Source organism: Microbacterium sp. CCNWLW41 (genome assembly GCF_037083505.1).
On sequence record NZ_JBAOJP010000013.1, the window covers coordinates 74,353 to 99,098 of the forward strand.

At 71.8% G+C, this 24,746-nt stretch carries 26 protein-coding genes; 11 read left to right on the forward strand and 15 right to left on the reverse strand.

What is annotated here, in order from left to right; genetic code table 11:
* Positions 1–13 precede the first annotated feature (13 nt).
* Entirely contained in the window at positions 14–748 is a 735-nt protein-coding gene (locus V6R91_RS32795; protein ID WP_336398822.1) for a formylglycine-generating enzyme family protein, read from the forward strand.
* Between the two features lie 12 nt (positions 749–760).
* On the opposite strand, the gene V6R91_RS32800 is transcribed toward V6R91_RS32795, so the two are convergent.
* Positions 761–1,672, reverse strand: coding sequence for an alpha/beta hydrolase (locus tag V6R91_RS32800; protein WP_336398823.1), 912 nt, complete (start codon positions 1,670–1,672; stop codon positions 761–763).
* 69 nt (positions 1,673–1,741) lie between these two features.
* Between V6R91_RS32800 and V6R91_RS32805 the strand changes: the two genes are divergently transcribed.
* Positions 1,742–2,413, forward strand: a complete 672-nt coding sequence (locus V6R91_RS32805; protein ID WP_336398824.1) for a TetR/AcrR family transcriptional regulator — start codon at positions 1,742–1,744, stop codon at positions 2,411–2,413.
* Here the strand turns inward: V6R91_RS32805 and V6R91_RS32810 are convergent.
* Complete coding sequence (locus V6R91_RS32810) at positions 2,398–2,934, reverse strand: putative immunity protein (protein WP_336398825.1); 537 nt, start codon at positions 2,932–2,934, stop codon at positions 2,398–2,400. The two genes, V6R91_RS32805 and V6R91_RS32810, sit on opposite strands and share 16 nt — an antisense overlap.
* Positions 2,931–3,374, reverse strand: a complete 444-nt coding sequence (locus V6R91_RS32815; RefSeq protein ID WP_336398826.1) for a DUF6194 family protein — start codon at positions 3,372–3,374, stop codon at positions 2,931–2,933. Before V6R91_RS32815 ends, V6R91_RS32810 begins: the two co-directional genes overlap by 4 nt.
* A gap of 60 nt (positions 3,375–3,434) precedes the next feature.
* Here V6R91_RS32815 and V6R91_RS32820 point away from each other — a divergent pair, with 60 nt between their 5' ends.
* Entirely contained in the window at positions 3,435–4,145 is a 711-nt protein-coding gene (locus V6R91_RS32820; RefSeq protein WP_336398827.1) for a MerR family transcriptional regulator, read from the forward strand.
* Positions 4,146–4,197: 52 nt separating this feature from the next.
* On the opposite strand, the gene V6R91_RS32825 is transcribed toward V6R91_RS32820, so the two are convergent.
* A complete protein-coding gene (locus V6R91_RS32825; RefSeq protein WP_271060447.1) occupies positions 4,198–4,800 on the reverse strand; it encodes a response regulator transcription factor in 603 nt (200 codons plus the stop codon).
* Entirely contained in the window at positions 4,797–5,996 is a 1,200-nt protein-coding gene (locus V6R91_RS32830) for a sensor histidine kinase (RefSeq protein ID WP_336398828.1), read from the reverse strand. Before V6R91_RS32830 ends, V6R91_RS32825 begins: the two co-directional genes overlap by 4 nt.
* Before the next feature lie 153 nt (positions 5,997–6,149).
* Between V6R91_RS32830 and V6R91_RS32835 the strand changes: the two genes are divergently transcribed.
* Complete coding sequence (locus tag V6R91_RS32835) at positions 6,150–6,695, forward strand: small multidrug efflux protein (RefSeq protein ID WP_231818948.1); 546 nt, start codon at positions 6,150–6,152, stop codon at positions 6,693–6,695.
* Positions 6,696–6,764: 69 nt separating this feature from the next.
* Here V6R91_RS32835 and V6R91_RS32840 read toward each other — a convergent pair whose 3' ends face one another.
* Entirely contained in the window at positions 6,765–7,433 is a 669-nt protein-coding gene (locus V6R91_RS32840) for a response regulator (protein WP_067244292.1), read from the reverse strand.
* A gap of 302 nt (positions 7,434–7,735) precedes the next feature.
* Here V6R91_RS32840 and V6R91_RS32845 point away from each other — a divergent pair, with 302 nt between their 5' ends.
* Positions 7,736–8,866: a sensor histidine kinase gene (locus tag V6R91_RS32845; RefSeq protein ID WP_336398829.1), complete on the forward strand. Its 1,131-nt coding sequence runs from the start codon at positions 7,736–7,738 to the stop codon at positions 8,864–8,866.
* 342 nt (positions 8,867–9,208) lie between these two features.
* Here the strand turns inward: V6R91_RS32845 and V6R91_RS32850 are convergent, their stop codons facing one another.
* The 4 genes from V6R91_RS32850 to V6R91_RS32865 form a co-directional block, all read right to left on the reverse strand.
* Positions 9,209–10,483, reverse strand: a complete 1,275-nt coding sequence (locus tag V6R91_RS32850; RefSeq protein WP_336398830.1) for an alpha/beta fold hydrolase — start codon at positions 10,481–10,483, stop codon at positions 9,209–9,211.
* 108 nt (positions 10,484–10,591) lie between these two features.
* Positions 10,592–11,839, reverse strand: coding sequence for an RNA polymerase sigma factor (locus tag V6R91_RS32855; RefSeq protein ID WP_336398831.1), 1,248 nt, complete (start codon positions 11,837–11,839; stop codon positions 10,592–10,594).
* Entirely contained in the window at positions 11,836–12,204 is a 369-nt protein-coding gene (locus V6R91_RS32860) for a YciI family protein (RefSeq protein WP_336398832.1), read from the reverse strand. The genes V6R91_RS32855 and V6R91_RS32860 overlap by 4 nt, the downstream gene beginning before the upstream one ends.
* Positions 12,205–12,313: 109 nt before the next feature.
* Positions 12,314–12,850 carry a J-domain-containing protein gene (locus V6R91_RS32865; protein ID WP_336398833.1) on the reverse strand — a complete coding sequence of 179 codons (537 nt, stop codon included), beginning with the start codon at positions 12,848–12,850 and terminating at the stop codon, positions 12,314–12,316.
* 57 nt (positions 12,851–12,907) lie between these two features.
* On the opposite strand from V6R91_RS32865, the gene V6R91_RS32870 reads away from it, so the two are divergent.
* From V6R91_RS32870 to V6R91_RS32890, 5 genes are all read left to right on the forward strand, one after another.
* Positions 12,908–13,510 (forward strand): TetR/AcrR family transcriptional regulator, encoded by a 603-nt coding sequence (locus tag V6R91_RS32870; RefSeq protein ID WP_336398834.1) that lies wholly within the window; start codon positions 12,908–12,910, stop codon positions 13,508–13,510.
* Between the two features lie 159 nt (positions 13,511–13,669).
* Positions 13,670–13,945, forward strand: coding sequence for a hypothetical protein (locus V6R91_RS32875; protein WP_336398835.1), 276 nt, complete (start codon positions 13,670–13,672; stop codon positions 13,943–13,945).
* A 60-nt stretch (positions 13,946–14,005) separates the two neighbouring features.
* Complete coding sequence (locus tag V6R91_RS32880; RefSeq protein WP_271060437.1) at positions 14,006–14,542, forward strand: GrpB family protein; 537 nt, start codon at positions 14,006–14,008, stop codon at positions 14,540–14,542.
* Positions 14,543–14,888: 346 nt separating this feature from the next.
* Entirely contained in the window at positions 14,889–15,320 is a 432-nt protein-coding gene (locus tag V6R91_RS32885) for a MarR family winged helix-turn-helix transcriptional regulator (RefSeq protein ID WP_336398836.1), read from the forward strand.
* Positions 15,321–15,467: 147 nt separating this feature from the next.
* Positions 15,468–17,078, forward strand: a complete 1,611-nt coding sequence (locus tag V6R91_RS32890) for an SPFH domain-containing protein (protein ID WP_336398837.1) — start codon at positions 15,468–15,470, stop codon at positions 17,076–17,078.
* A 101-nt stretch (positions 17,079–17,179) separates the two neighbouring features.
* Here the strand turns inward: V6R91_RS32890 and V6R91_RS32895 are convergent, their stop codons facing one another.
* The 4 genes from V6R91_RS32895 to V6R91_RS32910 form a co-directional block, all read right to left on the reverse strand.
* On the reverse strand, positions 17,180–17,914 hold the full coding sequence (locus V6R91_RS32895; protein ID WP_336398838.1) for an ABC transporter permease: 735 nt from the start codon (positions 17,912–17,914) through the stop codon (positions 17,180–17,182).
* Positions 17,911–18,792: an ABC transporter ATP-binding protein gene (locus V6R91_RS32900; RefSeq protein WP_336398839.1), complete on the reverse strand. Its 882-nt coding sequence runs from the start codon at positions 18,790–18,792 to the stop codon at positions 17,911–17,913. Before V6R91_RS32900 ends, V6R91_RS32895 begins: the two co-directional genes overlap by 4 nt.
* A 469-nt stretch (positions 18,793–19,261) precedes the next feature.
* A complete protein-coding gene (locus V6R91_RS32905; protein ID WP_336398840.1) occupies positions 19,262–19,849 on the reverse strand; it encodes a TetR/AcrR family transcriptional regulator in 588 nt (195 codons plus the stop codon).
* 116 nt (positions 19,850–19,965) lie between these two features.
* Complete coding sequence (locus V6R91_RS32910) at positions 19,966–22,215, reverse strand: excinuclease ABC subunit UvrA (RefSeq protein ID WP_336398841.1); 2,250 nt, start codon at positions 22,213–22,215, stop codon at positions 19,966–19,968.
* A 62-nt stretch (positions 22,216–22,277) separates the two neighbouring features.
* Between V6R91_RS32910 and V6R91_RS32915 the strand changes: the two genes are divergently transcribed.
* Entirely contained in the window at positions 22,278–23,219 is a 942-nt protein-coding gene (locus tag V6R91_RS32915) for a helix-turn-helix transcriptional regulator (RefSeq protein WP_336398842.1), read from the forward strand.
* Between the two features lie 12 nt (positions 23,220–23,231).
* On the opposite strand, the gene V6R91_RS32920 is transcribed toward V6R91_RS32915, so the two are convergent.
* Positions 23,232–24,743 (reverse strand): L-serine ammonia-lyase, iron-sulfur-dependent, subunit alpha, encoded by a 1,512-nt coding sequence (locus V6R91_RS32920; protein WP_336398843.1) that lies wholly within the window; start codon positions 24,741–24,743, stop codon positions 23,232–23,234.
* Positions 24,744–24,746: the final 3 nt, after the last annotated feature.

Sequence of the window (24,746 nt, forward strand, 5' to 3'; positions counted from 1 at the left end):
ACGAGGAGGACGCATGCCCGACGAGGCCATCGACTGGGTGGAGATCCCGGCAGGGACGCTCCTGCGCGGCACGCCCGCGGACGAGCTCCCCGACATCGCCGAGCGGTTCTCGGACACCGGCGTCCCCCTGGCCTGGTACGTGAAGGAGGTCCCGCGCACGCCGATCCGCGTGCCGGCGTTCCGGATCGCACGGACTCCCGTCACGGTCGGGCAGTGGGAACCCTTCGCCGCCGAGACCGGTCGGTCGCTGCCGGACGGCCCGGCGGACCACCCGGTGTTCGGCGTCTCCTGGGATGCGGCCGTCGCCTTCTGCGCGTGGACGGCGCGCCGCACCGGCATGGAGGTGCGCCTGCCGACCGAGGACGAGTGGGAGCGGGCCGCCCGAGGGGACGACGCGCGCGAGTTCCCCTGGGGCGACGAGTACCGTCGGGGGCTGGCGAACCTCGTGGATCTGGGGCTCGGCACGACCACTCCGGTGGGCTCGTTCCCGGGCGGCGCGAGCCCGTTCGGCGTCCTCGACATGGCCGGGAACGTGGATGAGTGGACGTCCACGCTCTACGCCCCCTACCCGGGCGCGCCGCCGGAGCTCGCCGCGACGGAGTCCTGGGCGTTCGACCCGCACATCACGCGCGGCGGCGCCTTCCGCCACGACCGCGATCTCGCCCGGTGCGCGCGTCGGCACGGCGCGTACGAGGAGGATCTGCGCGCGATCGGCGTCGGCGTCCGGCTGGCGGCCTCGGCGGCGTGACGCGGACTCGGTTCAGGCGGCGGGGCGTTCCGATCCGGCCGGCGAAGCCGCCGACGCGCCGGACCGAGTCGTCTCGCCACGTGCGACGGTGACGGCACCGACCGCCTCGAGCACCGTGTCGAGGGTCACGTCCGCCTCGAGGATCCGGGTGTGTCCGAGCCCGGTGGTCTCGGTCACATCCACCCGGCCCGGATGCCGCTCGGCGAGGCGCCGGCTCTCTCCCACCTCGGACCACCCGTCCCGGGCGTCGTGGACGATCCGGATCCGGAGGCCCTCGGGGAGCTCCCGGACGAGCATGTCGTAGGACGCCGCGTCGACGCCGTCGCGCCGCAGTCGCCGAGTGAACCATCCCTCCTGCCGGATCCTCGCCTTCTCGCCCAGTCCGGCTCCGCGCGCGAACGCCTCGCTGAGGGCCGAGTACCGGACCACCGGTGCGATCGCGACCATGCGCCGTGAGATCCCCCCGTCGGCGACGGCGGTGAGCGCGGCCAGTGCTCCGGCCGAGTGCGCCACGACCGCGTGGAAGCTCCCACCGTCCTCCTCCTGCGCCAGGGCGTCGATGATCCGGCGGTACTCGCCGACGTGGGTGCGTCGCCCCGGCGAGTCCCCGGAGGCGGGCGCGTCGAAGGCGACGACGCGGTAGCCCGCGAAGAGCATCTCGCGGATGATCGCGCCGAACTGCGATGCCCGCCCGCGCCAGCCGTGCACGATGAGCACGGCGCGGGGTCCTGCTCCCCACTCGTACACGACGACTCGGTGTCCGCCGAGGTCGCGGACCCGACGCCGGGCGTCGTCGTGGGTCGCGCGGTCGCGCGAACGCACCGGCAGCCGACGACCGGCGCTGATGTACCCGGGATAGGTCGCTGCGGCGGCCAGAACGGGCGAGAGGCGGTCGAGCGAGCGGACGAGGGACCGGACATCCATGGCGACTCCAAACAATACGGACGATCGTTCATATATCTATACGCACGATCGTACTGATACCTTGGGGCGATGACAACAGCGATCGACGGACGCCGGGCGCGGGGAGACCGCTCCCGCCGAGCCGTCCTGTCGGTCGCGACCCAGCTCGCGTCGACGGAGGGCCTCACCGGGGTCTCGATCGCCCGACTCGCGGCCGAGACCGATGCCAGCAAGAGCGGTGTCGCGGCCCTGTTCGGATCCAAGGAGCAGCTCCAGCTTGCCGTCGTCGCCGAGGCTCGCCGCGTGTTCATCGAGGTGGTGGTCGAGCCCGCGCGCGCATACCCGCGGGGCCTTCCGCGCCTGTGCGCCCTGGTGCGCGCCTGGATCGACTACTCGTCCGGGCGCACGTTCACCGGCGGCTGCTTCTTCCTCGCCGTCGCCGCGGAGTACGCGGCGCGGCCGGGCGCCGTGCGCGACGCCGTCTCCGAGGCGATGGAGCTCTGGCGCTCGTACCTGGAGATCTCGATCTCCCGAGCGATGGCGGACGGGGATCTCCCCGGGCTCGACGACGCACGACAGCTCGTCTTCGAGCTCGAGGCCCTGCTCGCACATGCGAACGCCGAGTCGGTGCTCCGCGGCGGCGACACCCCGTACCGCCGGGCCGAGCGCGCTCTCGTCGAGCGCCTGCACGCCCTCGGCGCCGCGGACGCGACGCTCGACGCCCCGCTCGTCTCCCCGCGTGGCTCTCAGAGCGCCGACTGAATCCGGCGGATCGCGTCGGCAAGGTCGCCGCGGGCGAGCAGCCCCGGACCCAGCGGCCCCGCGGAGTCCTCGCCGAGCGGAGGAAGCGCCCGAAGCGCTGGACGGGCCGCGTCCGACAGCGCCCCCACCTGCCACCGGAGCTCCGCCTCGAACCCCTCCGCGTCCTCCGGACGGCCTTCGCGTGCCGCCCGGGCCGCATAGGCCGCCGCTCCGAGCGCGTGCGCGGCCATGTGAGCCACGCCCGCGGCCTGCGCCGCCGCCCTGGCCGCGGCGACCGCCGCCGGCCGGTCCACCGCGCTCGCCGCGCGCCCGGCGACGAAGCGGCGCCGGATCTCGCCCGCCGTATCGAGCTCACCCCGGGAGAACGCCCGCGCTCGTGCGATCGCGTCACGCGGGCGGGCGTCTCCGGGGGCCTCGGCCTCGAACAGGGGAAGGACCCGCTCGGCGCAGTCCGCCGCCCAGGCCGCCAGGGTCCGGCGCTGCGCCTCGGTCAGCGCCTGCGCCGAGCGCGGCGCGCTCATCCTCGCTCCGCGCGACGCCGCGTCCGGGCACGCGCGGCGTCATGCGCCTCCTTCAGGAGAGCCAGGACCGTGCCCGTCGTCGCCGTCCCAGGGTTCACGATCGACACCCACCCGGCGTCTCCGTACACGGGGTGCCGGACGATGACGTCGGCGTCCGCCGCGTCCGCGGCCGGGTCCGCCACCTCCGCGACCCGCCTCCCTCCGACGTGGATGTTCACGCGGAAGCGCCCCGCGGCCGAGAGCCGCGAGCTCTCGTCGTCGGGATAGTCCTTGGTGATGATCGTCCCGTAGGGCTGAGTCCGTTCCGGCATGACGCCGTCGGGTGCGTAGGAGAAGAAGGCGTCGCCCCACGCGAGTTCCGGGAACGGCGCCGCGTGGGGTTCCACGACGAGGACGCCGTCGAACCCGTGGACGGCATCGAGGATCTGCTGCATCGTCATGCTTCCATAGTGCGCTTCATGTGCTTATGTGGACTTTGCGACGTCAGCGAGCGGAAATCCATGGAAAAGCCTCAAGAGCGGATCTTCACCACCGCGCAGATCGGCCGGATGGTCTCCTACTCGACCCAGCAGGTGCGTGATCTGGAGAGGCTGGGCGTGATCCCGCCCGCGGCACGCGGACCCAACGGGTACCGCCGCTACCGGCCGGAGCATCTCCTCGCGCTCCGTGCCTACCGCGCCCTCGCCGCGGCAGTCGGTCCCGTCCCGGCCCGGCGGCTCCTGCCCGTCCTCCGCACCTCGCCCCTCGATGCGGCAGCCGAGATGCTCGACGACCTCCATGCCGGGATCGCCGAGGAGCGCCGTCGCGTGCGGGAGGCGCTCCGGTCCCTCGACGCGATCCTCCGGGACGACGACGCGTCCTTCGACGACAGGGACGCGATGGGCATCGGCGAGCTCGCCGAAGCCCTCGGCGTCCGCACCTCGGCCCTGCGCCACTGGGAGGATCAGGGGCTCGTCCGCCCCGAGCGTGCGGAGCGGACCCGGGTCCGTCGCTTCGGCGCGGACGCGATCCACTCCGCGCGCATCGTCGCGGCGCTCCGTGCCGGAGGTTACCCGATCCCCCCGATCGGGCAGGTACTCGAGGACCTGCGGTCTCACGGGCGTGGACTCCCCGCCCGTGCCCTCCTCGAGCAGCGCCTGACCGACCTCTCCCGCCGCAGCGTCGCCCTCCTCGCGGCGGCGGGCGACCTCCACCGCCTCCTCGAGCGCTGAGGCGCGGGCGGTGGGACAGCCTTCATCCTCCGTCGCGCCGGCCGCTCAGCGGTCAGATCCAGCCGCGCTCCTCGGCGAGGAGCACCGCCTGCTGGCGGGTGGCGACCCCGAGCTTGGTGAGCACCGCGGAGATGTGATTGCGCACCGTCCCCGGCGCCAGCGAGAGCGTCCGCGCGATCTGCCCGGTGGTCTCGCCGCGGCGTCCCGCACGCAGCACGTCGAGCTCGCGGTCGGTCAGCGGCGAGCGCTCGTCGCTCAGCGCGTCGGCGGCGACCTCCGGATCGACGTACCGCGAGCCTCCGGCGACCCGGCGGATGACCGCAGCCACTTCGTCGGCTCCTCGGGACTTCGGCAGGAACCCCGCGACCCCCGACGAGAGGGCGCGGCGCAGCACGCCCGGACGCGCGTGCCTGGTCACCACCACGCAGCGGGTCGCGATCGACCGCCCCAGCTGCGCCGCGACCTCGACGCCGTCTCGGCCCGGCATCTCCAGGTCGAGCAGGCACACGTCTGGCTTCAGACGCAGCGCCTCCGCCAGCGCCTCGTCGCCGTCCGCGCACTCGGCGACGACGTCGATGTCGTCCTCCAGCCGGAGCAGGGCCGCGAGCGCGGAGCGGATCATCCCCTCGTCGTCGGCGAGCAGGACCCGGATCATCGGACGCCCCCGTCCGGCACGAGCACCGAGAGCGCGAACTCGTCCGCCCCGCGGCGCACCCGGATCGTGCCTCCGGCCTCGGTGATCCGCCGCCCGATGCCCTCCAGACCGGATCCGTCCGCGTCTGCGGGGCGGTCCGACGGCGCGTCGTTGACGATCTCGTAGCGCCAGCCGCTCGGCTCGCGACGCAGGGTGAGACGTGCGCGCCGCCCGCCCCCGTGCCGCAGCACGTTGGTCGTCGTCTCTCGGATGACCGGCCCGAGGGCCGCCGTCGGGGCCTCGTCCGCGTCGGCGGCGATGTCGGCCTCCACGGTCAGCCCCGCGGCGGCGAGCAGGTCCCGGGCGTTGGCGAGCTCGTCGCCGAGGGGCACGGACCGGAACCGCAGCGCGAGGTCCCGCGTGCCCTGACGCGCCTCGTCCACGCTGGCGCGGGCCGCGCGGAGCTGTTCCAGCGCCGCGTCCTGGTCCCTCCCCATCAGGCGTTCGGCGAGCTCGAGCTGAAGCGCGATCACCTGCAGGTGGTGCCCCTGCAGGTCGTGGACGTCCGTGGCCACGCGCAGCCGCTCCTGAGTCGCCGCCAGCCGCGCCTCCGACAGTCGCGCCCTGTCCAGGGCGACGAGCACGTCCCACCACCACAGCGACGTCACGCTCATCGACGGCAGCGTCACCGCGAAGAACACCGGAACCCAGCCGACCGGCATCAACCACGCCATGCCCCGCGCCCCGTCGATCACGGCGAGCACGAGGAGGAGGCCGGTGAGCCCGACGACCACCCGGAGCCGGACGCCCTTCGGCCAGTTCCACAGCGTCGCGCACTGCGCCACGGGGGTCGCGAGGACCACCCAGCTCCCCGTGAGGTACCCGGCGAGGACGCCGAACACCACGGCGATCAGGACCGGCACGAGAAGGCGCCACCATGACCGCGGGCGGTCGGCGTCGCCGCGGTGGCGGTAATCCCACAGGAGCAACAGCGTCGATGCCACCCAGAGCGATCCGCCCAAGCCCATCGTCAGAGGGACGGCGGGGCCGGTGCCGTCGGCGGCGACCACGACGGCCCAGAGGAAGAGCACGGCGACCTCGAACCCGATCACGGCGGACACCGTGTACCACCAGGTCGCCGTGATCCCTCTCGCCAGCTGGCGCGCTCCCGGGGACGGATCGGCGGCCGGCACAGGACGGACGGACGCGGTGCTCACCCGCCCCACGATAGGGCCATGACACTTGTCAGGGCCTGCCGACGCGAACCGCACGACCATCGATGACGCGCCGGCACTGCCGCCGCACGACCGGCTCCGGTGGACTGGTCTCTGCCGGCGCACCCGCCCCGGCGGACCGACAGGAGCATCGACATGAACCTCATCGACACCTTCCAGGACCTCGTCGCGAAGGTGCCCGAGATCGTCCAGCCCCTCATCGTCGCGCTGGCCGGTGCCGTGCCCTTCATCGAGGGCGAGGGCGCGGCGGCGATCGGCATCGTCGGCGGCATCGCTCCCGTCGTCGCCGCGATCGCGGGGATCGTCGGCAACTTCCTCTGCGTGACGATCCTGGTGATGCTGAGCTCCGGTGCGCGCAGCGCGATCACCAACCGGCGGCGGTCACGCACGGCGGTCGCTGCGGGCAGCGCGGCGTCGTCTCTGGAGGACGCCCCCGCGGAGCCCGGCAGCGAGCGTCGCGGTGCGCGATGGGAGAAGTTCCAGCGGGCGTTCGAGCGCTACGGGGTCCCCGGCGTGAGCCTGCTGGGCCCGCTGCTGCTCCCGACCCACTTCACCGCGACGATGCTCGCGGCGTCGGGCATCGGCAAGGCGCGCATCCTGTTCTGGCAGGGCGTCGCGATCGTGGGCTGGACGACCGTCGTCACGCTCCTGATCACCGGCGCGATCACCGCGCTGCGCTGAGCCGGCGGCACCGGCCACGTACCGGCCACCGTCGGACAGGCCTCGTCGGATCGAGAGGCACCCACCGCCTCAGACGAATTCGACGAGGCCGACGCGTGCGGCCGTCACGAGGACCTGCACGCGGTCGCGCACCTGCCACTTCGCCATGATGCTGCCGAGGTGCGCCTTCACCGTCCCCTCCGACACGTGGATCGCCACGGCGATCTCGGAGTTCGACATCCCCTCCGCGAGGCGCTGGAGCACCTCCTTCTCCCGATCGGTGAGCGGTTCCAGGCCGTAGGCGCCCGAGGCCTGCTTCGTGTCGCGGACGTGCTGGACGAGCATCGCGGCGATCCTCGGCGAGAGCGAGCTCTCCCCCTGGTACGCCTGCTTGAGCGCACTGACGATCTCGTCGGCGCTCGAGTCCTTGAGCATGTACCCCGAGGCCCCGGCGCTCAGCATCGGGAGCACGGTCTCCCGGGTGTCCAGCGTCGTGACGGCGACCACGCACGCCTCCGGCCAGCGCGACACGATCTCCTCGGTCGCCTCGATCCCGCCCATCCCGGGCATCTGGATGTCCATCATCACGACATCCGGATGGAGCCGCTCGAAGGCCTCGATCGCCTCTGCGCCGTCGGTCGCCTCTCCCACGACGGTGATCTCCGGCGCCCGCGAGACGAAATGCGTCAACGCCACGCGCACCAACGGATCGTCGTCCGTGATGAGTACTCGGATCTCCCCCGTACCGCCCTCTTCCATGGGCCGATCCTACGTCCGTCCGGTCGTTCCGGATACGAACACCCCCTGTCGGGTCTGCCCCGATCTACGACCTTCGGCTATCGAAACCCTGCCTAACAGTCAGATGTGCGCGCCCCTGCTGACCGGAAAGATCAGAGAGGAATCGACTATTAGCCAAAAGGGGGTGCAATAATCATGACGTTCTGGGACATCGTGGCCAACCTCTTCCGCCGCGGCTGAAGCCAATAGAGGAGACTGAGGGCATGTCGAGCGGCTTGCCTGCCGAGGGAGCGCGCCCTCGTCGCACGTTCGATCGTTTTCGATTGGATCGCGCCGAGGGCCTCCATCGTCCCGAGTGGATCGCGCTCCTGGCTATCGTGGCCGGCAGCGTCCTCGTGGATGTCCTCCTGATCTTCACCGCACCGACACCAGATCCGGTGCGTAACGTCGTCAGCATCGCCACGACGCTGACCTTCCTCCTCTTCCTCTGGTCGCCGCTGGCGGCCGTCCTCGCGCTCGCAGCTACCCTCGCTCTCTCGTTCCCGTTGGGGCACGGAGGAGCCGGGCTCATCGCTGCCGCGATCGCTGCGCTGCTCGTCATGCGACTGGCCACGCCGCCCGTCATCCTCGGCTACGTCGCAGGACTCATGGTCTTCACCGCTCTGCTCTTCGGGCTCGGAGGAGAGGGCGCTGACGCGGCCAGTGTTTCGGTCGCCCTCATCATCGCGGTCGCGGCCGGAGCGCTCGGCCTCGGGATCCGCGCCGCCTACGCCCGTCGCCAGCGCCTCGAGCACGAACTCGCCGCGAGCGCGGAGAAGGAGCGCGAGGCCGTGCTCGCCGAGCGGTCCTGGATCGCCGGCGAACTCCACGACAGCATCGCCCACCATCTGACGATCGTCGCCATGCACGCGCAGCTCCTGGACGACGAGGCCACCCGGCCGACCTCGCAGGACGCCATCCGCTCCGCGGCCCGCAAGGCCCTCAGCGATCTGCACTTCGTCATCGAGCTCGCCAAGGATGCCCCGCGCGGCACGGAGGTGGGATCCGGCGATCTGTCCGCGGCCGTCGCCGAGGCCCGCGAGGAGTTCGAGGCGGCGGGGCATCCCGTCACGGTCGTCGGCGACCCGGCCGACGAACGCATCCCTCGCGGAGCCGAGATCATCCTCGCGCGCGTGGTGCGGGAGTCCGCCACCAATGTGCTCAAGTACGCGGCGCCGGGCGAGGTGCGCCTCGCCATCGTCGTCGGGCAGGACGACGTGCGGATGAGCATCCGCAGCCCGCGTCCGGCCACGCCCCGGCGAGACCTCCCGTCCACCGGGACCGGCCTGAACCGGATGGCCGAGCGCGTGCTCGGCGTGAGCGGCGAGTTCCACGCGGGAGAGGACGGAGAGAACTGGCTGGTCTCCATCCGCCTCCCGCTGGCCGGGACCGCCGTGGCCGCGCCCGCCGAGTGAACGGATGATGGTCGACCAAAGCCTGGCCAAAGGTCCACTAGCCTTTCGACCTTCGTCCCTCTGACGGACGGCGAATCTGCCCTAATCTCGACAGTGGGTCCCCAGCCCACACGTGGAACCCCAGTCCACGACCAGTCAGAGCCTCCCCAGTCTCTGACGCCGCGGGTCTTGCCTGAGGCACATCTTCTGCCGTTCTCAGGCAAGACCGGCGGCCCTCTTCGTTGGCCGTATGGCCGTGCCGTCTTGCTGCGCGACCGACGATCGTCGTCGTCGGATCCGACGACCGCGCCCTGGCGCAACGGTGCGGGCGACCCGCCGTCGCGAGCCGCCCGCAGCGGATTCTCAGCGCCGGGTCATCGTGGAGGCGTACCCGCCGCCACCCGGGTAGACCCATGCGCCGTCCATGACGGTGTCATCCTCCCGGAACTCACCGCGGAAGTACGCGGGACTGCCCTTGGGACCACCCCAGATCGTGAGGGTGTCGCCCTCCAGCTCATACGTGTAGTCGAGGGTGTTGCCCTGCGAGTCATAGAACCGGGATACGACGTCCGTCCCGGCCGGCTCGCCGAACGGACGGAGGTGGCCGATGACCTCCAGGCCCACGACGCGCTCGCCGAACTGCTCCAGCTCGACGTGCTGCAACAGGAAGTGCCGACCGGCCATCCACTCATAGCGCACGATCCCTTCGGCGCCGCCTGTGACCGTCCACTCTCCGACGAGCCGGTCGAGTGCCGTCACGTCCGCACTGGGGACGGACTCCTCGGAGGCCCGGTCCACGGCACCGGTCGCATCGCCGCCCTCCCCGGCAAGCAGGAATTCGCGCGCCTGCGCGGCGACCGGCTCCGGCGCCGTCCAGAACGCCGAGTGGTCGTGCCCCTCCAGTTCGAGGACGCGGACGTTCGGCAGCAGCCCGGCCAACGCCTCGGCTCCGGCGCGGATGAACGGCTCCCCCTCACCGCCGACCGCCACCCCGATCGGGGCATCGATGTGCCAGCGTCCCTCGGGCAGAGGCGTGCCGTCCTGGAGCCCCCGCATGATCCGGCCGTCATAGGCGTATGTATGCGCGTAGCGGACCATCTCCTGCCAGGACGGATCCTCCTTCATCATCGGGAGGTACTCGGCGGGCACGCCGATCATCTCGGTCATGAAGTACTCGACCGCCTCGTCGCGGCGGCCCGCGGCGACCAGCCCCTCCTGGTGCTCGACGTAGTCGGCGGGCGCCGGGGCGCGGGAGTCGTCGACGATGAACGGCGGCTCGTACAGGTAGAGTCCGGCGACGCGATCGCCCAGGGCGCTGGCGGCGTCGAGGGCGAGACCGCATCCGCCCGACCCGCTGGCCAGGAACACCGGAGCGCCCACCACGTCGATCAGGGCGGCGAGGTCCTCGATCTCCCGGGCAGGGTCGTAGGGCTGGGGATCGCCGCTCGCTCCGCGGCCCCGGCGGTCGTAGGTGACGACCGTGAAGTCCGCCGCCAGGGCGCCGGCGACGCCCGCGACGCCGTGACGGTCCTCCGCGACGTTGCTGATGACGATGATCGCCGGGCCGGATCCGTTCCTCTCGAACGCGATGATGGTGCCGTCCGCCGAGACGATCGCGTCGGTCTGGATGTCGTTCATGATGTCCTCCGTGTTCGGTGCCACCCCTCGGGCGGCGTTCACAGGGACATCGGAGCCGTCGGCGCATTCTTGACATCGCTCGCGAGAAAATCTTCCGACCGAGCGTCGTCAGTCGGCGGCACCGCCCGCCTTGCGTCGCAGGTAGTGCGATTCCACGCGGTTCTCGGCGAGATCCGCGGCGGCCAGGAAAGCGCTCCGAGCCGCCTCGGCACGGCCGGAATCGGCCAGCAGGTGCGCCCGGATGGCGTGGGCGCGCTGCGCGGTGAGCGGATGCCCCGATAGTCCGTGCTCGCGATCCCTCTGATCGAGCAGTTCCAGGGCCGCTGCGGCGCCGTACGCGTGCGCGACAGCCACGACCCGCGCGAGCATCGTCGGCCCGCCGGGTTCCGCCTGCTCCAGAGCGAGGTACAGTGCCGCGATCTGTCGCCAGTCCGTGTCCTCCGGCTTCCGGGCCTCGGCGTGCACCGCGGCGATGGCGGCCTGGAGCTGGTATGCCCCGACCGGCCCCCGCGGCCACGCCGCCTCGATGAGGGCGGTCCCCTCGGTGATCATCCCGGGGTCCCATCGGTCCCGGTCCTGCTCCGCGAGGGGGATCAGCTGGCCGGCATCATCCACGCGGGCGGCGCGCCGCGAGTCGGTGAGGAGCATGAGGGCGAGCAGGCCCGCGGACTCTGCGTCGTCCGGGGCCTGGCGGTGCAGCAGCCGTGCCAGCCGGATCGCCTCGGTGGAGAGGTCGGCCCGGATCAGACGATCACCGGCAGAGGCGGTATAGCCCTCGTTGAAGATCAGGTAGAGCACCTTGCGGACCGCCGTCGTGCGTGCCTCGAGGTCGTCCGACGCGGTGAACTCGAAGCGCGCGCCGGCCTTTCGCAGCTGCTGTTTGGCGCGACTGATCCGGACCGCCATGGTCGGCTCCGTCACGCCGTACGCGTGGGCGATCTCCGCCGTCGCGAGCCCGCCCACGGCACGGAGGGTCAGTGCGATCCGGGATCCCGGGGAGAGGATCGGGTGGCAGCACAGCAGCAACAGATGGAGGCTGTCGTCCACATCGATCGTGACCCGTGAGGCCGGATCGATCCAGACGGGATCCCCCGCCGCGTACTCCTCCTCACGGCGTCGCTCCGCCTGCGCGGAGCGGATCATGTCGATCATCCGCCGGTAGCCGACCCGGATGAGCCACGCACGGGGCTCCTCCGGGATGCCGTCCTCCGCCCACTGCCGGCTCGCCGCCAGCAAGGCTTCCTGCGCCGCGTCCTCGGCGATGTCGAAACGCCCGAAGCGTCGGGCGAGCGCCCCGACGACGTGCGGCGCCTCGTCGCGCAGCACCCGTTCTCGTACGCGCGCGTCGTCCGTCAAGCGAAGTCGTCGCCCATGATCGGTCGGATCTCCATCGGCTCCCCGAGCACGGCGACCATCCGGGCGACGATGTCCTTCGCACGATCCAGACTCGACACGTCGAGCACGGCGAAGGAGGCGAGCACCTCCTTCAGTTCCGCATACGGTCCGTCGGTCACGACGACCGCGTCGCCCTGCTTCTGCACCGTCGTCGTCATGACCGGGTGCCCCAGTCCCTCCGCGCTGACGAACTCCCCGGTCTCCCGGAGCTCGGCCTCGAACTTCTGGTACTCGGCGAAGGCGGCGAGCGCGTCCTCGGACGGGACGTCCGCGGTCTGGCCGTCCCACGACGCCGCCGGTGTGTAGCCCAGGATCAAGAACTTCATGACGCCTCCCTGTCGTGGCGATGCTAACCGTGACGGCGTCGACTGTCACGCGGTGTGCAGCGGGAGATGCTGCCCGGTGTCGGCTGGACCGCGGCGTCGTATCCCTTCGTCACGAGCCGCGGCGTCCGCGCACGCGGCGGCGTCTCCCCCGTCGCCCCGTCCCTTCCCTGGCCTCCCCCGATTTCTGCGCCGCCCGGGCCTCGGCCCGCCGCGCGGCACGTCGGTCCCGCCAGGCGCGGACGGTCTCGTCGACATCCCTCGGCATGGTCACCAGGGGCGGCCCCGGCGACAGGTCGTACCGCGCGCGGATCACCCGCGCGTTGAACTGCTCGATCTCCTGACGCACGTCGTGCTCGTTCGGCAGCCCGTCCAGCAGCTCGTCCAGCGCGGCATCGTCCTTGCGGAGCTGGATGGAAGCGGGGAGCAGCACCATGCCCTCCCTCCGCATGAGGCTCTTCAGCCACCAGTCCGGATCATGGCTGTCCGAGAGGTCGATCGGCCTGCCGGATCCGGGGAGATCATCGAACTCGCCGCGCTCGATCGCCCGCCGGATCTGCAGGTCGGCGAGCAGGGCGATCGCCACGTCCGCATCGAAGGCGATCGCCGCCGCGTTGAAGAAGACGGAGGGGCGTTCGTCGTCCGACATGCCGTCCCCCTTTTTCGGTCAGCTGTATTATGTCACCCGTATTGCTAAGGTGTCCTCATGCCGAAGCGCGTGGATCACGACGAGCGCCGTGGGGCCATCGCCGAGGCGCTCTGGCGCGTCGTCGACGAGCTCGGCTGGGCGCGAACGACCATGCGCGAAGTGGCCCGCGCCGCCGACGTGTCCCTCGGGCAGCTCCAGCACTACTTCTCCACACGCGAAGAGATGCTGACGTTCGCCCGCGAGCTCGCCTCCGAGCGTGCGGGCGAGCGCGTCGCGCGCGCGCTGGCAGCGCTCCCGCAGCCTGCCGCCGCTCGCGACGCCCTCGCGGCAGGGATCCTGGAGATGCTGCCCCTCCACCCCGACTCCCGGGCGACCAGTCGACTGCACACCGCGTTCGTCCTGGAGGCCCTCCACGACCCACGGCTGCGGGAACAGGCGAGCGTCGGACTGCAGGACGGCCGCACCCGGATCGAGGGCATCATCCGATCCGCGATCGCCGATGGCGCGATCCCGGAGGACCGCGACCCGGTCGTGGAGACGGATCTGCTGCTCGCGCTGACGGGCCTCGCGCCGCTCATCGACCTGGGCGTCATCACGGCGGACGCCGCCCGCACCGCCATCGACCGCCACCTCGACCGACTGTTCGCGCCGCAGGGCTGATCCCGGGCCACAGCGGGTCACGACCCCCGCCGGCGGAGCGGCGGTGACGCCACGGCCCTCGTCAACCCCGTTCCGCGGGAAGCAGGCCCGCGCCATCCTGGGCGGACCGACGACGCATGCCGTCGGGTCGAGGAGAGACCGATGCGAGGAGAGTCCGCCATGAGCACGCCAGCCGACGACACCACCGACACGACCGGCTCCGCCGAGCCGACCGACTCCGATACGGCCAACTCGCCCGACGCGGACGCGACCAACTCCGCCGATGCGGACGCCCAGCGCAACCAGGACGAGATGCCCTCGGACGAGGACCTGCAGGAGCCGAGCGTCGCCAAGGAGCCCGGGGAGGAGCCCAAGGCCGACAAGCCCCTCGACCCCGAACCTGACCACGAGGCCGTCGGCATCGGCGTGATCCCCACGCCGGACGACGAGGAGTAACGCGCAGCCGCTCCGCGGGGCGAGGCCGTCAACGTCGACCATCGGGGCAAGACTGGAACTGTGGAGAACGCGAACGTTGAGTGGTTTGGCCAACCGATCGGCGACGCCGTCGAGATTTACGACGCCTCAGTGGAGTGGGCTGAAGTCGGCAGACGGTGGGAGAGGCTCTTGAGCGACGCTCTCGCGCCGCTACCGACCAGAGTCGACCACGTCGGCTCGACCTCGGTGCCGGGCTTGGCAGCCAAACCGGTCATCGACCTTCAGGTCCAGGTACCGGACCTCGCAGATGAAGCCGCTTACGCGCTCCCGCTGGAGAGCCTGGGAATGGTGCTGCGAGCTCGCGGCGAAGAGTTCCGCTTCTTCCGCCCACCCGCGGGACGTGTGCGCGATGCGCACGTCCACGTCTGCACGCGAGACTCCACCTGGGCTTTGGACCATCTCGCTTTCCGCGACGCATTGCGCTTGGACGCGACCCTCGCCCGTCGATACGAACGACTGAAACGGCGCCTCGCAGAAACCGGTAGCACGCGCGCGGACTACAACCGCGGCAAGGAGGCCTTCATTCTCGACGTCATCGCACGGCGCACGGGCAGGTAACGACGTTCCGCCGCAGCAGCGGAGTGAGGCGTGCAGGAGTCCGGCCCGGCGAACGCTCCAACGCATGCGAGATGGATCCGCTGAGTTCGTGACCAAACCGTTGCTTTCGTTACCTCGCCGTTATACAGTGTCTGCACGGTGAATGTTTGCTGTGGCATCCACCGCATGTGATTGCAGGAACTCTTGGTGCAAGGGACAAGGGCCGGTCGGGAGCCTCTCCGACCGGCCCTTACTCATGTCCCGCGGACGGGGCCGACGCCGCCCTGATCCGCGGCCCCGTGCGCGTCGGCGGGCGCGGGCAGGCCCCGGAGGGCGCGGCGTCCGAGCTTCGCTATACCCTGAGGGGATGAGCGATCGGAAGCTGGCCGTCGAGGCATGGGAAAGCCTCTTCCGTGCCCAGCACGAGCTCTTCCTCGAGATGTCCGCGGACTTCGAGGGCGCGGGGCTCAGCGCCGCCGAGTACGACGTGCTCCTGACGGTCACCCGCTGTCCCGGCAGGACGGTCCGACTGCGCGAGTTGACCGCGCGGATGCTCATCAGCCAGCCCAGTGTCTCCCGCCTCGTGGACCGGATGGTCGGGCGCGGACTGGTCACCAAGGAGATCGACCCGCAGGACGGGCGCGGCGCCCTCATCCGTGCGACGGAGGAGGGCAGCCGCGCGTTCCACCGCATCGCCCTCGTGCATGCGCGCACCATCGCGTCGAAGATGTCCGCGCTCACCCCCGAGGAGCAGCGCACGCTGCGCGACCTGACGGCCAAGCTCCGCGGCGACCGCTGACCCGGGCCCCGTCCCGTCTGCACTCCGATCGTTCCGCCGTCCACGGACCGGAGCCCGGGCATCTGGCAGAGTGAGGGGACGCGCCCGCGCATCCGGCGCCGGCGCCATCGGCTCTCCGACCGGAGAGCCCCGGAGGGGAGGAACACCATGGACCCCGCGTCTCTGATCGGGATCTTGGTCATCGCCGGCATCGCCGTCGTCGGCATCGTCATCGTCCTGCTGATCGTGCTGCTGTTCGCGCGCAGCTGGATCAAGGTCGCTCGCGCCGACGAGGCGCTCGTCATCTCGGGCAGGCGACAGAAGGTGCAGCGGGCCGTCATCGCGGCGGACGGGTCCAGCCAGACCCAGATGGGCGAATCGCCCGTCACCGTGATCGTCAACGGCAAGTCGCTGGTCAACCCGATCACCCAGCGTCACGAGATCATCTCGCTGCGTTCCCGTCAGGTGTCGCTCAACGCCGAGGCCCAGTCCCTGGACAGCGTGACGCTCAACGTCGACGGCGTGGCGATCGTGAAGATCGGATCCGACCCGCTGTACGTGCGTCGGGCCGCCGAGCGCTTCGCCTCGCAGGACAAGGCGATCGAGCAGTTCACCACGGAGCAGCTCGAGGGCGCGCTGCGCGGCATCGTGGCCACGCTGTCGGTCGTCGAGCTCATGCGCGAGCGCAAGAAGTTCTCCGACCAGATCGCCGCGGACGTGTCGCAGGAGCTGGCCGAACAGGGACTCATCCTCGACTCCTTCCAGATCAAGGGCATCACCGACAAGGTCGGGTACATCCAGTCCCTCGGAGCCCCGGAGATCCAGGCCAAGCGCCAGGCCGCGGAGATCGCGCAGACCAACGCGGACCGTGCGATCAACCAGAAGAACATCGCCAACCAGGAAGCCAACCTGATCGAGCAGACCGCGCTCGACACGAACACCGCCAACGCCGACGCCGGCATCGGCCGGGCGCGTGCCGAGGCCGAGCAGGCCGAGCAGCTCGCCCGCGCGCAGGCGGAGCAGGCCGTTCTCCAGCAGCAGGCGGAGAACAAGCAGGCGCAGCTGGATGCGGACGTCAAGCGCGTCGCCGATGCCCAGCGCTACGAGGCGGAGACGCGGGCGCAGGCGGAGCTCTACACGCGCGAGCGCGCCGCCGAGGCGGCGGCCATCGAGCAGGTCAAGCAGGCCGAGGCCCGCACCCGGATCGCCGAGCAGCAGGCCCAGGCGGACAAGGCCCGCGCGGACGGTGAAGCCGCCGCCGCCGAGGCCAAGGCCGCCGGTGAGGCGAGCGCGCTCCGTGCCCTCGCCGAGGCCGAGGCGGAGGCGCGCCGCCTCCGGGCGAACGCCGAGGCGGACGCGATCCGCGCCGAGGGTGAGGCGCGCGCCGCCGCGGTGGAGGCGGAGGCCAAGGCCATCGCGTCGAACCAGGAGGCCTTCCTGTCCCAGCGTGTGCTGGAGGTGCTCCCCGCGATCATGGCGGAGTTCGCCAAGGGCTACGCCGCGATCGGGAACGTCTCGATCATCGGCGGATCGGGCGAGGACGGCGCCTCGGGCGTCGTCGGCGGCGACAGTGCGAAGGCGATGCGTTCGGTGTTCGACAGCGTCAGCGCCGCGACCGGGCTCGACCTCGCCGCGATCATCCAGGGCCAGGCGATCGGTCGCGGATTCGGCGCCGGCGTGGCCGAGGCGCAGGACACGTCTCGGACCGCGGCGCCGGCCACGGCGGCCTCGGGATCGGCATCGTCCGTGCGGGAGGACGCCCCGGAGACGGCCGAGTAGCACCGTTCCACACGCCGACCGAAGGGCCGGAGGGGCATCCACCGACGATCGTCGGGACGACGCCGCTCCGGCCCTTCGCCGTCCCCGCCGATGTCGGCCGGCTACGGGGTCCGACGACGCAGGGTGAGCGGTGCGAGCACGAGGAACCCGAGGGCGAACGCGGCGACGATCAGCACGGGTCGCCACAGATCCGCCCCCTCGTCTCCGGCGGCGACGGCCTGGATGGCGTCGATCGCGTGGCTGAGCGGCAGCCAGTCGGAGATCGCGGACAGCACATCCGGCATCTGATCGCGCGGCATGAACAGCCCGCCCAGGATGATCTGCGGGAACACCAGCACGGGCATGAACTGCACCGCCTGGAACTCGGTCTGCGCGAAGGCGCTCGCCAGCAGGCCGAGTGAGGTCCCGAGCAGCGCATCCACGACCGCCACGAGACCGAGCTGCCACAGGGGTCCGTCCACCTCCAGACCGCACACCCCGACGGCGAACGCGACGGTGATGACCGCCTGGAGGACCGCCATCAGGCCGAATGCGAGCGCGTACCCGAGGATGAAGTCCGCCTTGCCGAGCGGCGTGGTCATGAGCCTCTCGAGCGTGCCGGACCGGCGCTCGCGAAGAGTCGTGATCGAGGTCAGCAGGAACATCAGGATGAAGGGGAACAGAGCGAGGATCGCGCCGCCGAACCGGTCGAACACCCCCTCCTGATCTGCGAACAGCCACGCGAAGAGCCCGACGAGCAGGCTCGGAGCCACGAGCATGAGGGCGATGGACCGCGGATCGTGGCGGAGCTGATGCAGCACCCGCCCGGCGGTCGCGAACAGACGTCGGCCGTTCATCGTCCGTCCTCCGTTCCGTTCGGCGCACCCGGAGACGGAGCCTGCCCCGGATCCGCGTCGTGCGGCCCCGCGCCGGATGGTCGCGAACGGTCCGGGCCGGGCCCCTTCCGCGACGCCCGCTCGCGATCGGGCCGGTATTCCCGTCGCAGATTCGCGTGGGCGGCCTCGTCCCGAGCGATGAGGGCAAGGAACGCCGCCTCCGCGTCCGTCTCGCCGGTGTCGGCGAGCAGAGCGTCGGGCGTGGTGTCGGCGACGATGCGTCCGGTACGCATGAGGAGCAGGCGGTCGCAGCGCAGCGCCTCGTCCATGACGTGGCTCGACACGATCACGGTCGTACCGGAATCGGCGATCCGGCGGAACAGCGTCCACAGTTCGGCGCGCAGGACGGGATCCAGTCCCACCGTGGGCTCGTCCAGCACGATCAGCTCGGGTCCGCCCAGCAACGCCATGCCGAGGGACACGCGCCCGAGCTGTCCGCCGCTGAGGGATCCGGCGACCTGCCGCGCCTGGTCGACGAGCCCGACGTCCGCGATCACGCGATCCACCTCGGCGCGATCGACCCCGAGGAGGGACGCGATGTACTGCAGGTTCTGCCGCACGGTGAGATCCGTGTACACGGCCGCGCCCTGCGTGCCGTACGACACGCGACGCCGCAGCCGCGCGGACCCGGCGGGCTCCCCGAGCACGGTCACCGTGCCGCTGCGGATCCGCTGCACGCCGACGATGGATCGCATGAGGGTCGTCTTGCCGCAGCCCGACGGCCCGAGCAACCCCGTGACGTCCCCGCGGGGGATGCGGACCGAGAGGCCGTCGAAGACCTCGGTCCTGCCCCGCCGGACCCGCAGGTCGTCGACGTCCACCGCGACGTTATTCATCATGTGATGAATTATCCGCCCGGCGTTCTCCCCCGTCAAGATCCCCCGCTCCTCCCCTGCCCCTCGCCCCCCTCTCCCTATCCCTCGACCCCCTCTCCCCTGCCCGCTCAGCTCCGCGCCCCTGCTCCCTCCGGACCCGCGCCCCTGCTCCCTCCGGATCCGCTCCCCTGCTCTCTCCCCGCCCCGTCGACTCCACTCCCCGGCCCCTCCGGCCGTGCCGCGCAGACCTCGCGCCGACGGACGACTCCCGCAACGGAGGACGATTCGGGCGGGGGAATGCGCAGCAACGCAAGATCTCCGTGAGAGCCTGCGGAAGCCGCGGGGGCGCCAGGACAACGCCGGCACACGGAGACAGCGCATAGCGGCGGAGGATTCACGGTGGAGGATCCGCCGGGGCGTGCGAACTCCGCCGGGGCGCGCGATATCCGCCGGAGCGCGCGAACTCCGCGGGAGCGCGCGATATCCGCGGCGGCTATGCGAAGAGGTAACGCTGGACCGTCGGGCCGACCCGCGCCACGAGGTCGTCGACCGACGCCTCCGCCAGGGGCGCGAGGCGGAGCACGTACCGTCCCATCAGCATCCCCGCCATCTGGGAGGCGACGAGCCCGGCGCGAAGCTCCGCGTCGGGGACGTCGAGCTCCGTCGCGACCCGGCCGATCAGCTCGCGGGAGAGGAAGCCCGCCACGAGCGGGGTCATCGCCTTGCTGCCGATCGCCGTCCGCAGCAGCATCACCCCGCGCTTGCGCACCTCCGGACGCTCGAAGGCCTCCAGCACATACCGGACGAGACGCTCGCCGACCCCGTCTCGCGGACCGCGGAGGATCCCCGGGACGTCGTGGTCGGGCCGGACCGGCATCCCGACCGCCTCCGCGAACAGATCGGCCTTGGTGCCGAAGTAGTGGTGCACGAGAGCGGAGTCGACCTCCGCACGTCCGGCGATCGCGCGGATCGTGGCCGCCTCGTATCCGTGCTCGCCGAACTCCTCCACGGCGGCGGACAGGATGCGCTCCCGCGACCCGGATTCCCCGCGCGGCCGTCCGCGGCGGCGAGCACTGACCATGCCCCCACCCTATTCCGCGCAGCCCTGCCGACGCGGGGGACTCCTCCCGCCCGCGCCCACGCCCACCGCACGCACCCACCCCCACACCCACATCGCCCTGCGCCCGCTCCTGCGCCTCACCCGTGGTGGGCGGTCTCCTCCGCGGCGAGCGCGCGGGCGGTCGGGGTGTCGCGGATCCCCGGCACCGGGCCTTCGTACAGCACTCGGCCGCCATGGCGCCCCGCGCCGGGTCCGAGGTCGATGAGCCAGTCCGCCCGGCGGATGACGGCGAGGTTGTGCTCGATCACCACCACCGTGTGGCCCCGGTCGCGCAGCGCCGACAGCAGCTCGACGAGGGTCCCGACGTCCGAGGCGTGCAGGCCGGTGGTGGGCTCGTCGAGCACGTACACGGCGGGCTCCTCGGCGTCGCGCAGCTCCGCGGCGATCTTCACACGCTGGCTCTCCCCACCGGACAGCGTGCTCAGCGGCTGCCCGAGCCGGAGGTAGCCGAGCCCGATGCCGGCGAGGTGCGACAGCGCGTCCCGGATCCGCTTCGACGGCAGGCGGGTGACGGCCTCGGCGATCGTCAGCTCGTCCACGTCGGCGATGCTGAGCCCGTCCACCGTGAGCGCGAGCACCTCCGGCCGGAACCGGCGGCCGCCGCACGTCTCGCACGGCGTCTCCTTCCCCTCCATGAAGGCGAGGTCCGTGTAGCGCACGCCCAGGCCGCCGCACGCGGGGCAGCCGCCTTCGGAGTTCGCGCTGAACAGCCCCTGCGAGACTCCGTGCGCATCGGCGAAGACCCGGCGGATCTGGGTCGCGATGCCCGTGTAGGTGACGGGCGTCGATCGCCGGTTCGCGGCGATCGGTCGCTGGTCGATCACGATCGCCCCGTGCTGTGCGACGAGCTCGGCCGCGAGACTGGACTTGCCGGAGCCCGCCACGCCGGTGAGGACGGTGAGCACCCCGCGGGGGATCCTCACCGACACGTCCTGGAGGTTGTTGCGCGTCGCGTGCCGGATCTCCACGACACCGTCCCCCGTCCGCGGCGGACCGGGTTCGGGGAGCGGAGCACGCAGCGTACGCCCGGTCGCGGTGTCTGCGCGCCGCAGGTCCTCGAACGATCCCTGGAACACGAGGCGCCCACCGCCCTCTCCCGCGGCAGGCCCGATCTCCACGACCTGGTCGGCGGCCGCCATCACCGCCGGATCGTGCTCGACGACCAGCACGCTGTTGCCCTTGTCGCGCAGATCCCGCAGCAGCGCGATCATCGCGTCGACGTCCTCCGGGTGGAGGCCGACGGTCGGCTCGTCGAAGACGTACAGCATCTCCGTGAGGCTCGATCCCAGATGCCGGACCGTCTTGATCCGCTGGGACTCCCCGCCCGAGAGGGTCGGCGTCGCGCGCCCCAGGCTCAGGTACCCGAGCCCGATGCCGTCGAGCGCCTCCAGCCGCTGCACGAGCGCGGCCAGGACCGGGGCGGTGTCGGCGTCCCGGATCCCCCGCACGAACGGCAGGAGCTCGGCCACCTCCATCCGGGCGAGCTCGACGATCGTCCGCCCGTGCACCGTCGCCGTGCGGGCCGCCTCGTTCAGCCGGTCTCCGCCGCAGTCCGGGCAGGTCTCGGACCTCGTGAAGTCGCGGATGACCGCGGCCTTGCGCTCCGAGACGTGGTCGGACGTGTGCAGGTGGATGCGCTCGAAGCGCGGGACGATCCCCTCGTAGTCCTTCGGCGGGCGGCGTCCGAGGCGCGCCGCGGCCTCTCCGCCGTAGAGCAGCGCCTCCCGCTCGTCGGCGGTCCAGTCCTTCACCGGGGTGTCGACGGCGAAGCTGCCGATGTCGGCGTACTGGCGGTAGAAGTAGCCGCCGTGCCCGAACCCGGGAACGCGGATCGCACCGTCCTCGAGCGATCTGTCGAGGTCGAGGAACCGCTCGACGGCGCTGGTGACGACCTCCCCGAGCCCTGCGCAGGTCGGGCACATCCCGGACGGGTCGTTGAACGAGAAGGCCGTGGACTCACCGACGTGCGGCTCGCTCAGCCGCGAGAACAGGAGGCGGAGATACGTCCACGTGTCGGTGATGGTCCCGACCGTGGAGCGCGCGTTGCCGCCCAGCCGCCGCTGGTCGATCACGACGACCGGCGAGACGCCGGAGATGGCGTCGACCTCCGGGCGGGTCCACTTCGGCATGCGGTTGCGGGCGAACGGCGGGAACGTCTCGGTGAGCTGATACCCCGCCTCGGCGGCGATCGTGTCGAAGACGAGCGAGGACTTCCCCGCACCGGACAGGCCCGCGAACACGACGAGTCGGCCCCGCGGGATGTCGATGTCGAGGGACCGGAGGTTGTGGGCGCGGGCGCCGCGGATGCGGATCACGGGGGTGGACATGGCGCCCACCGTACGCGCAGATCCGGCCGGATCCTGGCCGGGATTGCCTTTATCCTCGGAGCATGGCCGATGTCACCCGACGCATGCTGGAACTGCTGTCGGCGCTGCAGACGGGACGGGAGTACGCCGGAGCCGAGCTCGCGGCGCAGGTCGGCGTGAGCGAGCGGACGCTGCGGCGGGACGTGGAGCGCCTGCGCGGGTACGGCTATCCCGTGCGGACCCGCCCCGGCCCCGGCGGTGGATACCGGCTCGTCTCGGGGCGGTCCCTGCCACCGTTGCTGCTCGAGGACGACGAGGCCGTGGCCACCCAGGTCGCCCTGTCCGTGCTCGGCGCCATGGCCGGCGACTCCCCGGGATCGCTCACGGATGCGTCTGCGCGGGTCCAGGGAAAGCTCGACCAGTTCCTGCCGGATCACCTGCGGCCCCGCGCCGCTGCTCTCCGCGAGGGCCTGGATGTGTCGTGGCCGGAGTCCCCCGCCGTCGATCCTCGCCTGCTCGCCGACCTCGGCGACGCGATCCGTCGCCGCCTCATCGTCCGGTTCGCCTATCCCGGCGACCGGGAGGAGAGGCGCGCGGAGCCGCACCGCCTGCTGCACCGGCATCTACGGTGGTACCTGTTGGCGTGGGATCGGGACCGGGAGGACTGGCGGACGTTCCGCCTCGACCGGATGACCGCCGCCGCGGTCTCGACGCTCGGGTTCGCGGCGCGCCCGCTTCCGGAGGACGCCGCCGACGCTCACCTCGCCGCGGGCCTGCGCCGGGATCGGACGCGCGTCGTGCTCGACGTCGACGCCGACGGCGATGCGGTGCGGGACGCGCTGCCCTGGGAGGAGCTGGAGATCGAGGCGCTGCCGGAGGGGCGCACCCGCGTGGCGCTGCACCTGGCGGGCTGGCCATGGCTCGCCCACGCCCTGGCGGTGCTTCCCCCGGCCGTGGTGGTGGAACCGCGGGAGTATGCGCAGGAGCTGCGGGGGTTCGCCGCGCGCCTGCTCAGGGACCGGTGACGACTGCCGCGCTCAGCACTCGATGACGTTGACGGCAAGGCCGCCCTCGCTCGTCTCCTTGTACTTCGTCGACATGTCGAGGCCCGTCTGCCGCATGGTCTCCACGACGGCGTCCAGCGAGACGTAGTGCGTGCCGTCGCCGCGCAGCGCGAGCCGGGCCGCAGTGACCGCGGTGGACGCGGCGATCGCGTTGCGCTCGATGCAGGGGATCTGGACGAGCCCGCCGATCGGGTCGCAGGTGAGGCCGAGATGGTGCTCCATCGCGATCTCGGCGGCGTTCTCGATCTGCCGGTTCGTGCCGCCCATCACGGCGGTCAGCCCGCCGGCCGCCATCGCGCACGCCGAGCCGACCTCGGCCTGGCAGCCGCCCTCGGCACCGGAGATCGACGCGTTCGCCTTGAACAGCGATCCCAGTGCGGTCGCGGTGAGGAGGAACCGCCGGATGCCCCGGCGGCGGTTCGCCTCGGCGAGCTCATCGGGGTCGTCGATCGCACCGACGGCGACGAGCGAGCGCTCCGGACCGAAACCGAGCAGGGCGCTGCCCACGAGCTCGCCGTAGGGGGTGACCGCGTTGCCCGCGCCGAGCCCGGAGTCCGCGAGGAACCGCCACCAGTACATGGCGACCGCGGGGAGGATGCCCGCGGCGCCGTTGGTCGGGGCGGTCACGACCCGGCCGCCCGCGGCGTTCTCCTCGTTCACCGCCAAGGCGAACGCCCCCAGCCACTCGCCGGGCACCTCGCGATGACCCTCCGCCTCGGTGGCCTCGAGCTGTGCGCGGATCGTCGACGCGCGCCGCTTGACCTTGAGGATCCCGGGCAGCGTGCCCTCGGCGTGCAGCCCTGCCTCGACGCAGCTCGCCATGGCGTCCCAGATCGCGTCGAGGCCCGCGGCGACCTCCTCCTCACTGCGCACGGCGGTCTCGTTGCGCCGCGCCAGTTCGGCGATCGTCAGCCCGTGCTCGTCGCACAGCTCCAGCAGGGTCGCGGCGTCCCCGTAGGAGAAGGGCGTCTCCGGCGTGGAGCCGGATGCGTCCGCGAGCGCCGCGTCCTCTCCGTCCCGGCGGATGAACCCGCCACCGATCGAGTAGTACGTCTCCTCCGCGAGGGGCGCGCCATCCGCGTCGAGCGCGCGGAGGGTCATGGCGTTGGGGTGTCCGGGCAGACGCGTGCGCGGTTCGAACGTCACGTCGTCGCGGTCGAAGCGGATCCCGTGCGTGCCGTCCAGGCGCAGCTCCGCGCCGTCCGGCCAGTCCGACCAGGCACGTCGCACGTCGTCCGGATCGCAGGTCTCCGGGGCCAGTCCCTGCAGGCCGGCGACGACCGCATCGGGGGTGCCGTGTCCGAGGCCGGTCGCCCCCAGGGAACCGTAGAGCGCGCAGGTCACCCGCGCCGTGTCCTCCAGCCGGCCGCTCGCGGTCAGGCGCCGGGCGAAGTCGTACCCCGCACGCATCGGCCCGACGGTGTGCGAGCTCGAGGGTCCCACACCGATGGAGAACAGGTCGAAAGCCGAGACGTACGCAGTCACCCC

Bases quoted from the DNA above. Each gene is read 5' to 3' on its own strand.
- V6R91_RS32825 (WP_271060447.1), bottom strand. From the start codon at position 4,800: ATGATCCGGGTCCTGCTCGCCGACGACGAGGGGATGATCCGCTCCGCG.
- V6R91_RS32895 (WP_336398838.1), bottom strand. From the start codon at position 17,914: ATGAACGGCCGACGTCTGTTCGCGACCGCCGGGCGGGTGCTGCATCAG.
- V6R91_RS32795 (WP_336398822.1), top strand. From the start codon at position 14: ATGCCCGACGAGGCCATCGACTGGGTGGAGATCCCGGCAGGGACGCTC.
- V6R91_RS32850 (WP_336398830.1), bottom strand. From the start codon at position 10,483: ATGAACGACATCCAGACCGACGCGATCGTCTCGGCGGACGGCACCATC.
- V6R91_RS32885 (WP_336398836.1), top strand. From the start codon at position 14,889: ATGAGCGATCGGAAGCTGGCCGTCGAGGCATGGGAAAGCCTCTTCCGT.
- V6R91_RS32910 (WP_336398841.1), bottom strand. From the start codon at position 22,215: ATGTCCACCCCCGTGATCCGCATCCGCGGCGCCCGCGCCCACAACCTC.
- V6R91_RS32915 (WP_336398842.1), top strand. From the start codon at position 22,278: ATGGCCGATGTCACCCGACGCATGCTGGAACTGCTGTCGGCGCTGCAG.
- V6R91_RS32835 (WP_231818948.1), top strand. From the start codon at position 6,150: ATGAACCTCATCGACACCTTCCAGGACCTCGTCGCGAAGGTGCCCGAG.
- V6R91_RS32870 (WP_336398834.1), top strand. From the start codon at position 12,908: ATGCCGAAGCGCGTGGATCACGACGAGCGCCGTGGGGCCATCGCCGAG.
- V6R91_RS32820 (WP_336398827.1), top strand. From the start codon at position 3,435: ATGGAAAAGCCTCAAGAGCGGATCTTCACCACCGCGCAGATCGGCCGG.
- V6R91_RS32890 (WP_336398837.1), top strand. From the start codon at position 15,468: ATGGACCCCGCGTCTCTGATCGGGATCTTGGTCATCGCCGGCATCGCC.
- V6R91_RS32800 (WP_336398823.1), bottom strand. From the start codon at position 1,672: ATGGATGTCCGGTCCCTCGTCCGCTCGCTCGACCGCCTCTCGCCCGTT.
- V6R91_RS32840 (WP_067244292.1), bottom strand. From the start codon at position 7,433: ATGGAAGAGGGCGGTACGGGGGAGATCCGAGTACTCATCACGGACGAC.
- V6R91_RS32810 (WP_336398825.1), bottom strand. From the start codon at position 2,934: ATGAGCGCGCCGCGCTCGGCGCAGGCGCTGACCGAGGCGCAGCGCCGG.
- V6R91_RS32805 (WP_336398824.1), top strand. From the start codon at position 1,742: ATGACAACAGCGATCGACGGACGCCGGGCGCGGGGAGACCGCTCCCGC.
- V6R91_RS32900 (WP_336398839.1), bottom strand. From the start codon at position 18,792: ATGATGAATAACGTCGCGGTGGACGTCGACGACCTGCGGGTCCGGCGG.
- V6R91_RS32815 (WP_336398826.1), bottom strand. From the start codon at position 3,374: ATGACGATGCAGCAGATCCTCGATGCCGTCCACGGGTTCGACGGCGTC.
- V6R91_RS32875 (WP_336398835.1), top strand. From the start codon at position 13,670: ATGAGCACGCCAGCCGACGACACCACCGACACGACCGGCTCCGCCGAG.
- V6R91_RS32905 (WP_336398840.1), bottom strand. From the start codon at position 19,849: ATGGTCAGTGCTCGCCGCCGCGGACGGCCGCGCGGGGAATCCGGGTCG.
- V6R91_RS32860 (WP_336398832.1), bottom strand. From the start codon at position 12,204: ATGAAGTTCTTGATCCTGGGCTACACACCGGCGGCGTCGTGGGACGGC.
- V6R91_RS32865 (WP_336398833.1), bottom strand. From the start codon at position 12,850: ATGTCGGACGACGAACGCCCCTCCGTCTTCTTCAACGCGGCGGCGATC.